18 protein-coding genes are annotated in these 13,278 nt (G+C 37.8%); 17 read left to right on the plus strand and 1 reads right to left on the minus strand.

The genetic code is table 11. The features are described from left to right. The first annotated feature begins 2 nt into the window (after nucleotides 1–2). The 17 genes from I7H67_RS11750 (at nucleotide 3) to pyrF (ending at nucleotide 12,367) form a co-directional block, all read left to right on the plus strand. Nucleotides 3–344, plus strand: a complete 342-nt coding sequence (locus I7H67_RS11750) for a PilZ domain-containing protein (protein WP_198307918.1) — start codon at nucleotides 3–5, stop codon at nucleotides 342–344. A gap of 17 nt (nucleotides 345–361) precedes the next feature. Further along, nucleotides 362–1,135, plus strand: a complete 774-nt coding sequence (locus tag I7H67_RS11755; RefSeq protein WP_049836519.1) for a TatD family hydrolase — start codon at nucleotides 362–364, stop codon at nucleotides 1,133–1,135. Between the two features lie 36 nt (nucleotides 1,136–1,171). Continuing rightward, nucleotides 1,172–1,780: a TetR/AcrR family transcriptional regulator gene (locus tag I7H67_RS11760; RefSeq protein ID WP_034591080.1), complete on the plus strand. Its 609-nt coding sequence runs from the start codon at nucleotides 1,172–1,174 to the stop codon at nucleotides 1,778–1,780. Nucleotides 1,781–1,789: 9 nt separating this feature from the next. Next, nucleotides 1,790–2,344 carry a type II secretion system protein gene (locus tag I7H67_RS11765; protein WP_005304714.1) on the plus strand — a complete coding sequence of 185 codons (555 nt, stop codon included), beginning with the start codon at nucleotides 1,790–1,792 and terminating at the stop codon, nucleotides 2,342–2,344. Beyond that, a complete protein-coding gene (gene gspI / locus I7H67_RS11770) occupies nucleotides 2,334–2,714 on the plus strand; it encodes a type II secretion system minor pseudopilin GspI (protein ID WP_004792732.1) in 381 nt (126 codons plus the stop codon). The genes I7H67_RS11765 and gspI overlap by 11 nt, the downstream gene beginning before the upstream one ends. Then, nucleotides 2,714–3,469 (plus strand): type II secretion system minor pseudopilin GspJ, encoded by a 756-nt coding sequence (gene gspJ / locus I7H67_RS11775; RefSeq protein ID WP_192835941.1) that lies wholly within the window; start codon nucleotides 2,714–2,716, stop codon nucleotides 3,467–3,469. Before gspI ends, gspJ begins: the two co-directional genes overlap by 1 nt. Beyond that, nucleotides 3,469–4,428 (plus strand): type II secretion system minor pseudopilin GspK, encoded by a 960-nt coding sequence (gene gspK, locus I7H67_RS11780; protein ID WP_005304719.1) that lies wholly within the window; start codon nucleotides 3,469–3,471, stop codon nucleotides 4,426–4,428. The genes gspJ and gspK overlap by 1 nt, the downstream gene beginning before the upstream one ends. Before the next feature lie 228 nt (nucleotides 4,429–4,656). Continuing rightward, nucleotides 4,657–5,253: a 6-pyruvoyl trahydropterin synthase family protein gene (locus I7H67_RS11785; RefSeq protein WP_198307919.1), complete on the plus strand. Its 597-nt coding sequence runs from the start codon at nucleotides 4,657–4,659 to the stop codon at nucleotides 5,251–5,253. Between the two features lie 53 nt (nucleotides 5,254–5,306). After that, the gene (gene ung / locus I7H67_RS11790; RefSeq protein WP_004792723.1) at nucleotides 5,307–6,020 is read left to right on the plus strand and encodes a uracil-DNA glycosylase; all 714 of its coding nucleotides are present in this window, start codon (nucleotides 5,307–5,309) and stop codon (nucleotides 6,018–6,020) included. Next, on the plus strand, nucleotides 6,017–7,141 hold the full coding sequence (locus I7H67_RS11795) for an enoyl-CoA hydratase/isomerase family protein (RefSeq protein WP_198307920.1): 1,125 nt from the start codon (nucleotides 6,017–6,019) through the stop codon (nucleotides 7,139–7,141). The genes ung and I7H67_RS11795 overlap by 4 nt, the downstream gene beginning before the upstream one ends. Before the next feature lie 4 nt (nucleotides 7,142–7,145). Then, nucleotides 7,146–7,649: a tRNA adenosine(34) deaminase TadA gene (tadA, locus tag I7H67_RS11800; RefSeq protein WP_198307921.1), complete on the plus strand. Its 504-nt coding sequence runs from the start codon at nucleotides 7,146–7,148 to the stop codon at nucleotides 7,647–7,649. A 67-nt stretch (nucleotides 7,650–7,716) separates the two neighbouring features. Beyond that, nucleotides 7,717–8,157: an SRPBCC family protein gene (locus tag I7H67_RS11805; protein ID WP_013198075.1), complete on the plus strand. Its 441-nt coding sequence runs from the start codon at nucleotides 7,717–7,719 to the stop codon at nucleotides 8,155–8,157. A 10-nt stretch (nucleotides 8,158–8,167) separates the two neighbouring features. Then, a complete protein-coding gene (cmk, locus tag I7H67_RS11810) occupies nucleotides 8,168–8,848 on the plus strand; it encodes a (d)CMP kinase (RefSeq protein ID WP_192833447.1) in 681 nt (226 codons plus the stop codon). Between the two features lie 111 nt (nucleotides 8,849–8,959). Then, nucleotides 8,960–10,633, plus strand: a complete 1,674-nt coding sequence (rpsA, locus tag I7H67_RS11815) for a 30S ribosomal protein S1 (protein WP_004792715.1) — start codon at nucleotides 8,960–8,962, stop codon at nucleotides 10,631–10,633. 156 nt (nucleotides 10,634–10,789) lie between these two features. Continuing rightward, a complete protein-coding gene (locus I7H67_RS11820) occupies nucleotides 10,790–11,092 on the plus strand; it encodes an integration host factor subunit beta (RefSeq protein WP_003651488.1) in 303 nt (100 codons plus the stop codon). A 25-nt stretch (nucleotides 11,093–11,117) separates the two neighbouring features. Continuing rightward, nucleotides 11,118–11,483, plus strand: coding sequence for a lipopolysaccharide assembly protein LapA domain-containing protein (locus I7H67_RS11825; RefSeq protein WP_002121360.1), 366 nt, complete (start codon nucleotides 11,118–11,120; stop codon nucleotides 11,481–11,483). A 185-nt stretch (nucleotides 11,484–11,668) separates the two neighbouring features. After that, entirely contained in the window at nucleotides 11,669–12,367 is a 699-nt protein-coding gene (gene pyrF, locus I7H67_RS11830; protein WP_198307922.1) for an orotidine-5'-phosphate decarboxylase, read from the plus strand. Here pyrF and I7H67_RS11835 read toward each other — a convergent pair. Next, nucleotides 12,364–13,275, minus strand: a complete 912-nt coding sequence (locus I7H67_RS11835; RefSeq protein ID WP_198307923.1) for a lysine exporter LysO family protein — start codon at nucleotides 13,273–13,275, stop codon at nucleotides 12,364–12,366. The genes pyrF and I7H67_RS11835 overlap by 4 nt on opposite strands. Between the last annotated feature and the right edge of the window lie 3 nt (nucleotides 13,276–13,278).

The raw sequence follows: 13,278 nt of genomic DNA on the forward strand, positions 1-13,278 counted from the left end.
TTATGCAGCCGCAAATGGGGGGGATTATTCAGGTAAATATTCCTGATAGAGCTACTTTACAAGCAAGCTATATGGGATATGTGCAAGGTGGAGGCCTATTTGTACCATCAAAACAAAAAGTAAAAATGGGACAAGAAATTTTCATTTTAGCTACTTTGCCTGAGCAGTCTCAAAAAATTCCTCTTACGGGTAAGGTGATTTGGATATCGTACAAGCAGAGTGGATTTAAACCTCAAGGTTTTGCTATTCAATTAAGTGGAGATAAGGGAATTTACTATAAAGCTGAGGCAGAAAGAGTTTTGGCTGGTAGTATGTCTCTAGATCGTCCAAGTTATACCATGTAATCAAATAGGATAGAAAAGTGTTTGTTGATACGCATTGCCATTTAACGATGTTAGATTTAACGCCTTATAACGGCGATCTGGACCTTGCGCTTGCAGCAGCGCGAGCAGAAGGTGTGTCTAAATTTATGGCAATATCCGTTGATCTTGATGACCACATTGCACTAGCAGAGATTGCAAAGAGACATGAAGACGTTGGTTATACAGTAGGTGTTCATCCTTGCGAAGATGTCGATACAATGGCTCGTGCCACGACCGAATACTTGATTGAATTGGCTCAGTCGAAAAAAGTATGGGCTCTGGGTGAAACTGGACTGGACTACTATCACAGTACAGATTTTGTTGAAGAGCAAAAGGCATGTTTTGCAAGACATATCCAAGCTTCGAAAACTGTAAAAAAACCGGTTGTCGTTCATACGCGTTCAGCAAAGCATGATACGGTAGATATTATTCGTGCTGAAAACTCCACTCATGGAATTTTGCATTGTTTTACCGAAGATTGGGAAACAGCAAAGGCTGTTCTGGATTGTGGTTATTACATTTCTTTTTCAGGTATTGTGTCATTTAAAAATGCACAAGACTTGCGTGATGTAGCCAAACAAGTGCCATTAGATCGGCTTTTAATTGAAACAGATAGCCCTTATTTAGCACCTGTTCCATACCGTGGAAAAACAAATGAACCAAAATATGTACCTTATGTAGCCAAAGCGCTCAGCGATGTATATGATAAATCGGTTGAGGAAATTGCAATGATCACCTCACAAAATTTTGAGAACTTGCTAAAAGCGATTTAAGTTATAGAAACTATATAAGAGAGTAATTGCGTGAAGATGGATCGTCAGGCTCAGTTCCGAGCAAGAGAAGTATTAATATTTCAGGTTGCGGAGCAATTATTGCTAGAAAATGGCGAAGCCGGAATGACACTTGATGTCTTGGCTGCTGAGCTTGATTTAGCAAAAGGAACTTTGTACAAACACTTTCAAAGTAAAGATGAATTGTACATGCTGTTGATTATTCGTAATGAACGTATGTTACTCGAAATGGTTCAAGATACTGAAAAGGCCTTTCCAGAACATTTGGCCTTTTTTATGCTGCATCATTTACACCATCCTGAACGGACAGTTTTATTTCATCAAATTGAGGAAAAACTTTCGATTACGGCTCAGGGTGTGCATCACCTTTTTAATGAGCTTTATCAAGTGCGTAAACAGCGATTACGAATTATCATTCGCATGACAGATCACTATTTAGAATCGATTCAAAGCAATATGACAACTCGAGATTATCTGGCTTCTATTTGGTCGTTAACGCATGGTGCAGCAGCTATTCTCAACTCAAGTTTTTACCAACGCTATTTAGGTTCACGGGACACTTTAAGAGTGGCTTATATTGATCAGGCATTAGCCTTACCTAAACAAACTGTTGAACAATATGCTTAATAGGTCGATATGAAATCTCAATCACCGCCTAAATCACAAAAAGGTTTTACCCTCATTGAAGTGATGGTGGTGATTGTTATTATGACTATTATGACCTCTCTTGTTGTACTTAATATAGGTGGTGTTGACCAAAAGAAAGCGATGCAAGCAAGAGAGTTGTTTTTGCTTGATGCACATAAAATTGGTAAAGAGTCACTTGACCAGTCTCGTGTTTTAGCCCTATCCACTATGAGTGAAACTGATGTTTCTCCATTTTCTTATGAGCTGTATGAATACCACGATCAGAGTAAATTACAGGTACAAGATTTAAAAAATCGTTGGCAGAAATACCCAGAATTTACTACACGCCAATTGCCTAAACATGTATCGTTTACAGTACAACCTTTAGATGGTCAAACCTATTCAAAAGCTACGAATACAGATTTAATTGGCGGGCAGGCTCCGCAGTTAATCTGGTTTGGAAATGGTGAAGCTAAAACAGTTAAAATACAGTTTTACTTTGAACAAAAACCAATTGGTTCAGAAATACAGATTGATCATTTGGGTAAAATAAATGAAATCTAAAGGCTTTACTCTATTAGAGGTAATGGTAGCTTTGGCAATTTTTGCGGTAGCTGCCGTCGCGTTAACTAAAGTGGCCATGCAATATACCCAATCTACCTCAAATGCAATTCTTAGAACAAAAGCTCAGTTTGTAGCAATGAATGAAGTTGCCTTAATGGAGATAAATCAAGAATGGCTTCAAGGTACTCAAAGTAAACAAGTTACTTCTCAAGGTGAAACCTGGCAGATTGATAAATCTGCTGAATCTACAGTCAGCCCGAATGTTCAGAAAGTGGATTTGCAAATTAGCTTATATGATTCTGATAAAGGGAAAGTTCAAAATGGTATTACCCACTTGGTATTTTTTAATTATCCAATGAAAGCAAAATAATGATAAAAAATAAATATCTTCGCTCGAGAAGTCTAGTTTCTCGTCTTACGGCACGATCGGAGCAGATGATGAGAGGTTACTCCGAGCACAGCTCTTCGTCTTGCGCTCAGACAAAGCTTCGCTTTGTTAATCCTCGCTCAGGATTTACTTTAGTTGAGCTTTTAGTTGCAATTGCAATTTTTGCTGTTCTATCTTTGTTGGGTTGGAAGATCTTTGATTATTTATTAAAAGTCCGTGATCGTAATGCACAACACGAAGTACAGTTATTCGAATTACAAGATGCTTATCAACAAATTTTACGTGATACGTTGCAAATTATACCTTTATCGGCTAATCAAGGCGGGCAACTACGTCCAGCCTTAGAACTTGATAATCAAGTTCTTCACTTTAGTAAGGCTGGTGTTACGGATCCCTTAAAACAAGGGTTGTCACCTTTTGAGCGTATCGAATATCGATATGATCCTGATCAAAAAAAGCTTTATCGTCTTAAATATAGTAATTTAAATACTTCAAACAGAGAGCAACCACTATCAAGTACGCTGTTGAGCCAAGTTGAACAATTTCAAATTATGGTACTCACGCCTCAAGAAGTGACAAAGTGGCCAGAAATTAATATTGATCCTACAAAACCTGAAGAATTTAGAAAGTTGCCGAAAGGAATAAAAATACAACTCACAGTTGCTGGTGTAAGTTATGAGTGGATTTATAGCTTAAATCAAGGTGATTTATCGCTCTCCAATAAAGGAGTGGGATAGTGTTGCATTATAAAAAAAGCCAGCAAGGCGTTGCTTTGCTCACCATTCTAATTATGGTTGCTTTGGCTACAATTTTAGCTGCCTCTATTGCAAAGCATCAAACCAATACGATGGAAAATACTGGCTATTTGATGCGTCAAAATCAGTCATTACTGTATGCAAAAAGTGCAGAGGCCTTTTTTTCTGAATTATTAATCCAAGATGCAAACAATGCAGGTGGCGTTGATCATTTAAAAGAAACATGGGCACAGCCGATGCCACCTTTTCCAATAGAAGATGGATCAGTATCAGGACGTTTATTGGATGAGTCAGGCAAATTTAACCTAAACAATTTGACGACGAATGAAGGTAAGGTAAACGAAGCTGCTAAAAATTGGTTTGAGCGATTACTTGTACGTGTAGGCTTGCCAGCAGAGTTAAGTCAAGCAGTCATCGATTGGCAAGATCCAGATGACGAACCATCTGGGCCTATGGGTGCTGAAAGCAGTTATTATGAAGGTCTTGATCCTAGCTATTTAGCTTCAAATGCTAAATTTCATCGTATTGAAGAGTTAAAATTAGTAAGAGGGTTTGACGGTAAGAAATATGATTTAATTGCTCCTTATATTTCTGCATTACCTGAAAATACAAAAGTGAATATTAATACCGCCTCGCCATTAGTTTTAGCGAGTATTGATCCAAAATTAGATTTAGGGGCGGTAGAAAAAGAGCTTCAGATGCGCCAACAAAATTTAAAATTCTTTCAAAATGTTGATGAATTATGGCAATTGAATGCTTTTTCAACAGTCGACACTCAAAAGAGAACTGAAGTGAATAGCTTATTAGATGTAAAGTCGAGTTTTTTTCAAGCACAAATTGAGGTCGTGCTAAATAATCGAAAAAGACAATTTACAAGTGCACTAATGCGTAATGATAAGCAGGTTTATGTTTATTCTAGAAACATGTCACCATTTAACTGATTGAAAAATTTTGGTTTATTTGTTTTTATCATGTTGTTAAAAAGTCATATTTAGAAACTTCTCTAATGACAAAATAAAATGAAGATAAGTTTTCTATATATTTATCTTCAATATTTCTTCACAAGTCTTATCATACTTTTCGCTAATTGTTTCTAATTGAAAAGTGGTGCGAAGTTTTCGTCTTTTGCTTTATAATAATGTTCCTAGAAGGAATGATCGATTTGGCACATGTTAATTCGTAAGTTATTTAAGTTTGAAAATGCACATGTTGTACGAAACTGTACATCGGATCGTTGTAAGCGATCAATTCATGGACATAGCTATAAAGTCGAATTATTGCTTAAAGCTTCGAAATTAGATCATGGACAAATGGTTTATGATTTTGGGCTTCTAAAAGGGGTAATAAAAGACCTTATTGACAGCTTTGATCATGCAATCTGTTTTTGGGAAAAAGATGATTCTCAATACATTGATGCTTGTCAGACTTTTAGTGCTCGTTGGATTTCTTTACCTGTTTCGCCTTCGGCTGAACAGTTTTCACGTATTTTCTTTTATCTAGCTCAGCAAGTTTTACAATCAACCATCACTCAAAATGGGGAAGGTGATGTTGAGGTTTATTCAGTTATTGTTCATGAGACTGATACTGGATATGCACAAAGCTTTATTGAAGATATTGAAAATGAACAAATGGGGATTTTAAGTCTCGATGGAATTGTTTTTTCAGAACAAATTCAGATAGAGTGGGCAAATCCTCAAATGTATGAAGACTTGAAAAATGGGATTAAATTTAATAATCCTCAAGTTGATTTACAAGTCGAAGTATAAATCGAATTACTTACAGTATTTGTAGAATTGAAAATTGATCTAGGATGACATTAATGCAATTAACTGAGCAACAGCAAGATAAACTCAGTAAAGTTCAATTAGAAGAAAGCTGGAAAATATCTTTAGCGCCTTTTTTGTTAAGCCCTCAAATGGATAATTTGCGCGATTTCTTATTTCAAGAGAAGCAAGCACAAAAAATAATATATCCACCGAGTAAACAAATTTTTAGTGCTCTAAATACGACACCATTGGCTGATGTGAAGGTCGTTATTCTTGGACAAGATCCATATCATGGACCAAACCAAGCAAATGGATTAAGTTTCTCCGTTCAAAAAGGTATTGCATTACCACCATCTTTACGTAATATTTTTCATGAATTACATACAGATTTGGGTATTCCAGCTCCTCGTCATGGCGACTTAACGAAATGGGCTACACAAGGTGTGCTTTTACTGAACAGTGTGCTTACTGTCGAAGCTGGACAGCCAACCTCACATCAAAAGCAAGGTTGGGAAGCATTTACTGATGAAGTCATTGATGTCCTGAATGAGCAAAGAGAACATGTAGTATTTATTTTGTGGGGTGCTTATGCACAGCGCAAAGGACAACGTATAAATAGAGATAAACACTTGGTTTTAACCGCAGCACATCCATCGCCCCTTGCTGCAAACAGAGGTGGTTTTTTTGGATGCAAAGTGTTCTCAAAAACAAATCAATATTTGAAACAACATGGCATTGAGCCCATAGACTGGCAATTGGACGCATGATGAACTCTCCCAATCTAAATAACTATCACCCAGACTTGGTGGTCGAAGAAGCAAAAAACGGCTGGCGTATAGTACGTTTGAATCGTCCTAAATCATTGCATGCTTTAGATGAATCAATCGTAACGGCATTATTACGAGTATTTGAAGATTTTCGTGATGATGAGAGCGTTAAGGCAATTTGGTTAGATTCAACTACACCAAAAGCTTTTTGTGCAGGTGGTGATGTTAGAAAATTACGTCAACTTGTTATCAATCAAGAAGTAGACACAGCGAATAAGTTTTTCCAGCAAGAATATGCTTTAGATTTACTCTTACATAATTATGCTAAGCCTGTGGTTGTTTGGGGCGAAGGTTATGTTATGGGTGGTGGTTTGGGCTTGTTTATGGCAGCACCATTCCGTCTAGTAACTCCATATTCTCGTTTAGCAATGCCTGAAATTAATATTGGTTTATATCCAGATGTGGGGGCGAGCCGCTTCTTGGCAGATCGTGGTCCAATAGGCTTGTTTACTGGTTTAACTGGTTCAATCATGACAGCCGCTGGCGCATATAGCATCGGTTGGGCTACACATATTTGTGAAGCACAGCGTGATAATGTTTTGCAAAAAGTTTTAAATATTAATTGGGCTCATTATCCTGCAGGGGATTTCCGCGCAATTGATGATACTTTAAATAGTTTGCATCGTCCGGTTGCGGCAGGTCCATTACAAAACTCACTTGATGTGATTCATAGCGTTTGCCGCGGTTTTAATTTTGAACAAGATTATCAAGCTATTGTGAGCTTGCGTGATGCGAGCAGTGATTGGTTACGTCAAGCGAGTGAGAACTTACAAAAAGGATCTCCTAGTACTGCGGCAATCACTTGGTTGTTGTGGCAATGGGGTAAACAGATACATTCTTGGGATGAGGTTTTTGATCTTGAAGCTCAGATTTCTGAGTGGAAAATTCGTCATCCTGACTTTGTTGAAGGGGTTCGTGCGCGGTTGGTTGATAAAGATTTATCACCAGAATGGAAACCATGTGAAGACTTAAGCTTAAGAGGCATATTAGCTGATTGTCCGCCAGTGACTTCAATAGATAGCTGGAATGCGTTACTTAGACAACACGGTGTGATCATCTAAATACATGACTGAATATAGTGATGAATATTGGATGCAGCTTGCTTACGAGCAAGCTGAATTAGCTGCACAACAGGGTGAAATTCCTGTTGGTGCGATTGTAGTAAGCCAAAATCGAGTGATTGGATCTGGCTATAATGCTCCAATTAGTTTGTTAGACCCAACTGCACATGCAGAAATTCAAGCTATCCGTGCAGCATGCTTATCATTAAATAATTATCGATTACCTGACGATGCGACTTTATATGTCACTCTTGAACCGTGCACAATGTGTGTAGGTGCATTAGTACATGCAAGAATCAAACATGTGGTTTTTGGTACAACAGAACCTAAAGCAGGTTCATTGGTAAGTGCTCGTCAGTTACTACAAGATGGTTATTACAATCATAGATTTACCTTTCAACAAGGTTGTTTAAAAGAAAAATGTGCTCAACAACTCAGTCATTTTTTTAAACAAAGACGCGAGCAAAAGAAACAAGAAAAACAACAGAAAACGTCCTTAAATGATTAAAAAGTAACACGAGCTTATGGCAAACTAACGCGATTTTACTGCCATGTTTTTTAATAAGGAATATTCAATGCGTAATGTAATTACCGTAAAAAAAGAATTTAACGCTCCTCTTAGTGACGTATTTAATTTGCTTTCTAAACATGCAACTTACAATACTGCTTTTGCGCCATTACAAGTCGTACGTGTGAAAGACTCAGCAGATTCTAAAAGACCTGATGGTTTAGGTTCAGTTCGTCGTATGGGGTTTGGCCCAATCAAGCCAATTAAAGAAGAAATTACCTTGCTTGAAGAAAATAAAAGCATTGAATATAAATTAATAGACAATCCTTTGATTAAACACCATTTAGGTCGAATCGAGTTTTCTGAAATCACCCCATACATAACTTTAGTTACATATCGCATCGAGTTAACGGCAAAAGCTCCAGTGGTAAGTAAATTAATCCTTGCACAGCTAAAACTAGCCATTACACTAGGCTTTTCGAGATTAGCTAAAGCAGTTGCTTCTTAGTGAGAGTTCAATGACAGTTCAAATTATTACTATTGATGGTCCGAGTGGTTCGGGTAAGGGAACATTGGCGGCAAAACTTGCAGCATATTATCAATATCATTTACTCGATTCTGGTGCCTTATATCGTTTATTGGGGTTGTCATTACATAAGCACGATTTATTAGAGAAATTAGACAGTCAACTCGACAAATGTATTCAATATGCACGTCAATTGGATATTAAATTTGAAACTTCCCCAGCAGGCATTCTAGTTTTTCTAGATGGCGAAGATGTATCTCAAACAATTCGTACAGAACGTGTGGGTGAATATGCATCGAAAGTTGCAGCAATTCCTGAACTTAGACAGGCATTGTTTGAGAGACAAAGAGCTTTTGCACAAAAACCTGGCTTAGTTGCAGATGGCCGTGATATGGCTACAGCTATTTTTCCAGAAGCAAATGCAAAAATTTATCTGACTGCTTCTGCTGAGTCGCGTGCTGAGCGAAGAGTAAAACAGTTGCAGGGCATGGGCCTAGATGCTAAAATAAACGACATTTTAGCTAATATACAGGCGCGTGACAAAAGAGATATGGAGCGAGAAGTTGCTCCGCTCAAGCCAGCCAAAGACGCTTATATCATTGATAGTTCGGAATTAACGATCGATCAGGTATTTAAGTTGATGGTTGATTATGTCGATAGCCGTACCATTTAGCAAATAGAATTATCAGTTGACGCATAGCTTGATCAGTCTATAAAGACTATGTTGATACTTAACTAAACCGGCCTTGTCTGATCCAAGACCGCTGAATTTATCAGGTATATCATGACCGAATCTTTTGCAGCCCTCTTTGAAGAAAGTGAATTAAACCTCAACGTTGAAAAGGGTGCAGTCATCCAAGGTGTTGTTGTAAACATCGATAGCGACTGGGTAACTGTTGACACTGGCCTAAAGTCTGAAGGCATTGTTGACCGTGCTGAATTTTTAAATGAACAACGTGAACTTGAAGTTCAGGTTGGTGATACTGTTGACGTAGTTGTTGAAGCTCTTGACAATGGTATGGGTCAAACAGTTTTATCACGTGAAAAAGCTAAGCGTGCTGAAACTTGGACTAAACTTGAAAAAATCTTTGAAGATGGCGAAATCGTTACTGGTGTTATCTCTGGTAAAGTTAAAGGCGGTTTCACTGTTGACATCGGTCCTGTTCGTGCATTCTTACCAGGTTCATTAGTTGACACTCGTCCTATCCGTGACACTACTCACCTTGAAGGTAAAGAGTTAGAGTTTAAAGTAATCAAACTTGATGCTAAACGTAATAACGTTGTTGTATCTCGTCGTGCTGTTATGGAAGCAGAATCTTCTGCTGACCGTGAAGCATTACTTGCTCAACTTGAAGAAGGTCAAACAGTTACAGGTACAATCAAAAACCTTACTGATTACGGCGCATTCGTTGATCTTGGCGGTATTGATGGTCTTCTCCATATCACAGATATGGCTTGGAAACGTATCAAGCATCCTTCAGAAGTTGTTGAAGTTGGTCAAGAAGTTACTGTTAAAGTACTTAAATTTGACCGTGAGCGTAACCGCGTATCTTTAGGGCTTAAACAATTAGGCGAAGATCCATGGTTAGCGATCATGAGCCGTTACCCTAAAGGTTCTATCGTTAAAGCTCGTGTAACTAACTTAACTGACTACGGTTGTTTCGCTGAAATCGCTGAAGGCGTTGAAGGTTTAGTTCACGTTTCTGAAATGGACCACACTAACAAAAACATCCACCCATCTAAAGTTGTTCAGATTGGTGATGAAGTTGATGTTATGGTTCTTGAAGTTGACGAAGAACGTCGTCGTATCAGCCTTGGTATCAAACAAACTCGTGCTAACCCATGGGAAGAGTTTGCTAAAGCTCATGAGAAAGGCGAAAAAGTATCTGGTACTATCAAGTCTATCACTGACTTTGGTATCTTCATTGGCTTGAACGGCGGTATCGACGGTTTAGTACACTTGTCTGATATTTCTTGGAACGAGCAAGGTGAAGAAGCTATTCGTCGTTACAAGAAAGGTGACACTGTTGAAGCTGTTATCTTGTCTGTAGACGCTGAAGGTAACCGTATCAGCCTTGGTATCAAGCAATTGAACAGCGATCCGTTCAATGATTTCTTAGCTGCTAACGAACGCGGTGCTTTAGTTAAAGGTACTGTAACTGCAGTTGATGCTCGTGGCGCAACTGTTAAGTTGGCTGACGAAGTAGAAGCTACTCTTAAAGCTTCTGAAATCAACCGTGACCGCGTTGAAGATGCAACTAAATTCTTAGAAGTTGGTCAAGAAGTTGAAGCGAAAATCATCAACGTTGATCGTAAATCTCGCTCTATTAACTTGTCTGTTAAAGCAAAAGATGAAGCTGAAGAGAAAGAAGCAGTTGCTAGCTTGCGTACAGCAACAACAAATCAAGAAAATGGTCCTAAGACTATTGGTGATTTGATTAAAGCACAAATGAAGTAATAGGTTAACAAAGTACAGTTTCATGTAACGGAATTGTACTTTTTATACAAATTACTGTAAACGGTAGCCTAGTATTCAACATACTGCGCTACCGTTTTGTATTTAAACAGGTTATTATCAGACGACATAGAGTAGCAATAAATAACGAGGTCGTAGATGACTACTGAAGCTCTTAATAAGTCTGATTTGATTGAACGCATTGCGCTGAAAAACCCACACTTAGCTGAACCTTTGGTGGAAGAGGCGGTTAAAATTATGATTGATCAAATGATAGAGGCCCTATCAACTGATAATCGAATTGAAATCCGTGGTTTCGGTAGCTTTGCTTTACACCACCGTGATCCAAGAGTTGGTCGTAATCCTAAAACAGGAAGATCAGTAGAAGTGGCAGCTAAAGCTGTTCCACATTTCAAACCCGGTAAAGCACTGCGTGATGCAGTCAACGAATCCGGGAAATAAATAAAAATTTATAAGCGGGGTGCCTATGCGTTATATTTTAATTGCATTGCTTATTGTTGTATTTGGCTATTCTTTAGCACTTGTTTTGCAGAATCCAACAGAACTTTCTGTTGATTTGTTATTTACCCAAGTTCCAGCTATGCGTTTAGGCTTATTATTGCTACTCACATTGGTACTAGGAACTGTGGTTGGTCTTTTATTAGGTGTGCAGGTTTTCAGAGTATTCCAAAAAGGTTGGGAAATTAAACGCCTGCGTAAAGATATTGACCATTTAAGAAAAGAACAAATCCAAAGTGCTCAATTAGCAGCAGCTGAGGCAGCTGCAAATGTAAGACATGAAAAAACCGTTGTAGATATTTATCCGCAAGATAAAAACTCTACTCCGCTATAATCCCCGTACTACTCTTTATTAATGAGTAAAGAGTAGTATTTTCCTTAATTTATTAGACTGTTCTTCTTTGTATTTTTCTAAAAATAAGTCTCTATAACATTATTGTCTCTAAATTTGAAAGCCTTCCTTATACATTCCTTTATTACTTGATGACTTGTCTATTATAATGATGCTGATTTTATGTGATGGAAGAAAGTCTCTTGAGTATCATTGTTGCGTTAGATGCAAAAAGCCAATATGACGCTTTAAAAATTGTTGAACAACTTGATCCTACTTTATGTCGTGTAAAAGTGGGTAAAGAGCTTTTTACTCATGAAGGCCCATCTGTTGTAAAAAAACTTCAAGAACAAAACTTTGAAGTTTTTCTTGATCTTAAATTTCATGATATTCCAAATACTACCGCTCAGGCTGTTTGTGCAGCAGCTGATTTAGGAGTGTGGATGGTCAACGTCCATGCTTCAGGCGGCCGTAAAATGATGGAAACTTGTGTAGAACGCTTAAAAGCAGGTAACTATCAAACTCAACTAATTGCGGTTACTGTGTTAACTTCAATGGGACGTGAAGATTTAAAAGATATTGGTTTAGATATTGAGCCAGTAGAGCAGGTAAAACGCTTAGCTAAACTCACTAAAGAAAGTGGATTAGATGGTGTGGTTTGTTCTGCACAAGAAGCTAAAATTCTTCGCGACTTGATTGGACAAGACTTCTCTTTAGTAACACCCGGTATTCGTCCGGAAGGTTCAAATGCAGATGACCAAAAACGTATTGTGACTCCGAAGCAAGCTATGCTTGATGGTTCTACACACTTGGTTATTGGTCGACCGATTACTAAAGCAGAAAATCCAACAGAAATGTTGAAGTCTATTCTTACTTCAATTGCTTAAAAATTTAGGAATAAGCTAATTAATAGCGGGGCGAGTAGGCTTAATAATAAGCCGCTCATCATGGCATGTGGTACATAATGTGTACCACATGACTGTTTTACCATGGCTAAAGTAACATCCATTGATGTTGCGCCAGCACTTGAGATAGCAGGGCGTGGAAAACGCCATCCCATTGTATACATTAAAAATATAGCCACAATTTCTCTAAATAAATCAGTTAATAATGCAATACCACCTAGTTCTGCCGAGTGTAATTGCGTAAATAAGATCCCTGACATTGAATACCAGCCATAACCTTGCGCTAATGCTAACGTCTCATTCAGTGCAAAATGCTTGCTAAGAAAAAAGTAGTTAAAGAAGCCCGCTATACATGAGCCGATAAATGCAGCCAAAGGTACAATTAAAATCTTCCAGCTTAACCACATACGGTTGAAATGAGTGAAGGCAAGTTCAATACCAATTAAGAAAATAAATAGTAATAATAAATACCAACTATTAAAGGCTATATGTGAGTTGAATTGAGTGGCAATAGCTCCTAATAGAACACCGACGCCTAAAGCAAGAAAGGCCTTTGCAATATTTTTTAAAGCATTTACAAAAAGTTGAAGTGAAATTTTGCCTTTGACACTCTGTTTATCAAAAATTGTATAAGCTAATAAACAGGTAAAGAAAGAACCAAAAGATGTTGTAAGTGCAATAATGATAGCGGGTGGAATTATGGCAGAAGGATTCTCAATTTGATCAAGTGCTAGTGTTAATTCTAAAGCTACACTAGCTAAGAGAATATACGAAAAATAGGGCAGTATTTTAAAAATAAACTTTTGGATATTTAAAGATAGTTTGGGTGCTAGAAAATAGCCGGAAGCGAGTGCTAAAAAAATTTGAATGATGAGATAAAAAGATTGCATATA

The sequence above is a fragment of the Acinetobacter sp. ACIN00229 genome, assembly GCF_016106645.1.
GTDB classification, from domain to species: domain Bacteria; phylum Pseudomonadota; class Gammaproteobacteria; order Pseudomonadales; family Moraxellaceae; genus Acinetobacter; species Acinetobacter oleivorans.

What these genes read in the sequence shown, in the direction of transcription:
- I7H67_RS11750 (WP_198307918.1), top strand. Translation starts at nt 3, where the DNA reads ATGCAGCCGCAAATGGGGGGGATTATTCAGGTAAATATTCCTGATAGA.
- I7H67_RS11760 (WP_034591080.1), top strand. Translation starts at nt 1,172, where the DNA reads ATGGATCGTCAGGCTCAGTTCCGAGCAAGAGAAGTATTAATATTTCAG.
- I7H67_RS11765 (WP_005304714.1), top strand. Translation starts at nt 1,790, where the DNA reads ATGAAATCTCAATCACCGCCTAAATCACAAAAAGGTTTTACCCTCATT.
- gspI (WP_004792732.1), top strand. Translation starts at nt 2,334, where the DNA reads ATGAAATCTAAAGGCTTTACTCTATTAGAGGTAATGGTAGCTTTGGCA.
- gspJ (WP_192835941.1), top strand. Translation starts at nt 2,714, where the DNA reads ATGATAAAAAATAAATATCTTCGCTCGAGAAGTCTAGTTTCTCGTCTT.
- I7H67_RS11785 (WP_198307919.1), top strand. Translation starts at nt 4,657, where the DNA reads ATGTTAATTCGTAAGTTATTTAAGTTTGAAAATGCACATGTTGTACGA.
- ung (WP_004792723.1), top strand. Translation starts at nt 5,307, where the DNA reads ATGCAATTAACTGAGCAACAGCAAGATAAACTCAGTAAAGTTCAATTA.
- I7H67_RS11795 (WP_198307920.1), top strand. Translation starts at nt 6,017, where the DNA reads ATGATGAACTCTCCCAATCTAAATAACTATCACCCAGACTTGGTGGTC.
- tadA (WP_198307921.1), top strand. Translation starts at nt 7,146, where the DNA reads ATGACTGAATATAGTGATGAATATTGGATGCAGCTTGCTTACGAGCAA.
- I7H67_RS11805 (WP_013198075.1), top strand. Translation starts at nt 7,717, where the DNA reads ATGCGTAATGTAATTACCGTAAAAAAAGAATTTAACGCTCCTCTTAGT.
- cmk (WP_192833447.1), top strand. Translation starts at nt 8,168, where the DNA reads ATGACAGTTCAAATTATTACTATTGATGGTCCGAGTGGTTCGGGTAAG.
- rpsA (WP_004792715.1), top strand. Translation starts at nt 8,960, where the DNA reads ATGACCGAATCTTTTGCAGCCCTCTTTGAAGAAAGTGAATTAAACCTC.
- I7H67_RS11820 (WP_003651488.1), top strand. Translation starts at nt 10,790, where the DNA reads ATGACTACTGAAGCTCTTAATAAGTCTGATTTGATTGAACGCATTGCG.
- I7H67_RS11825 (WP_002121360.1), top strand. Translation starts at nt 11,118, where the DNA reads ATGCGTTATATTTTAATTGCATTGCTTATTGTTGTATTTGGCTATTCT.
- pyrF (WP_198307922.1), top strand. Translation starts at nt 11,669, where the DNA reads ATGGAAGAAAGTCTCTTGAGTATCATTGTTGCGTTAGATGCAAAAAGC.
- I7H67_RS11835 (WP_198307923.1), bottom strand. Translation starts at nt 13,275, where the DNA reads ATGCAATCTTTTTATCTCATCATTCAAATTTTTTTAGCACTCGCTTCC.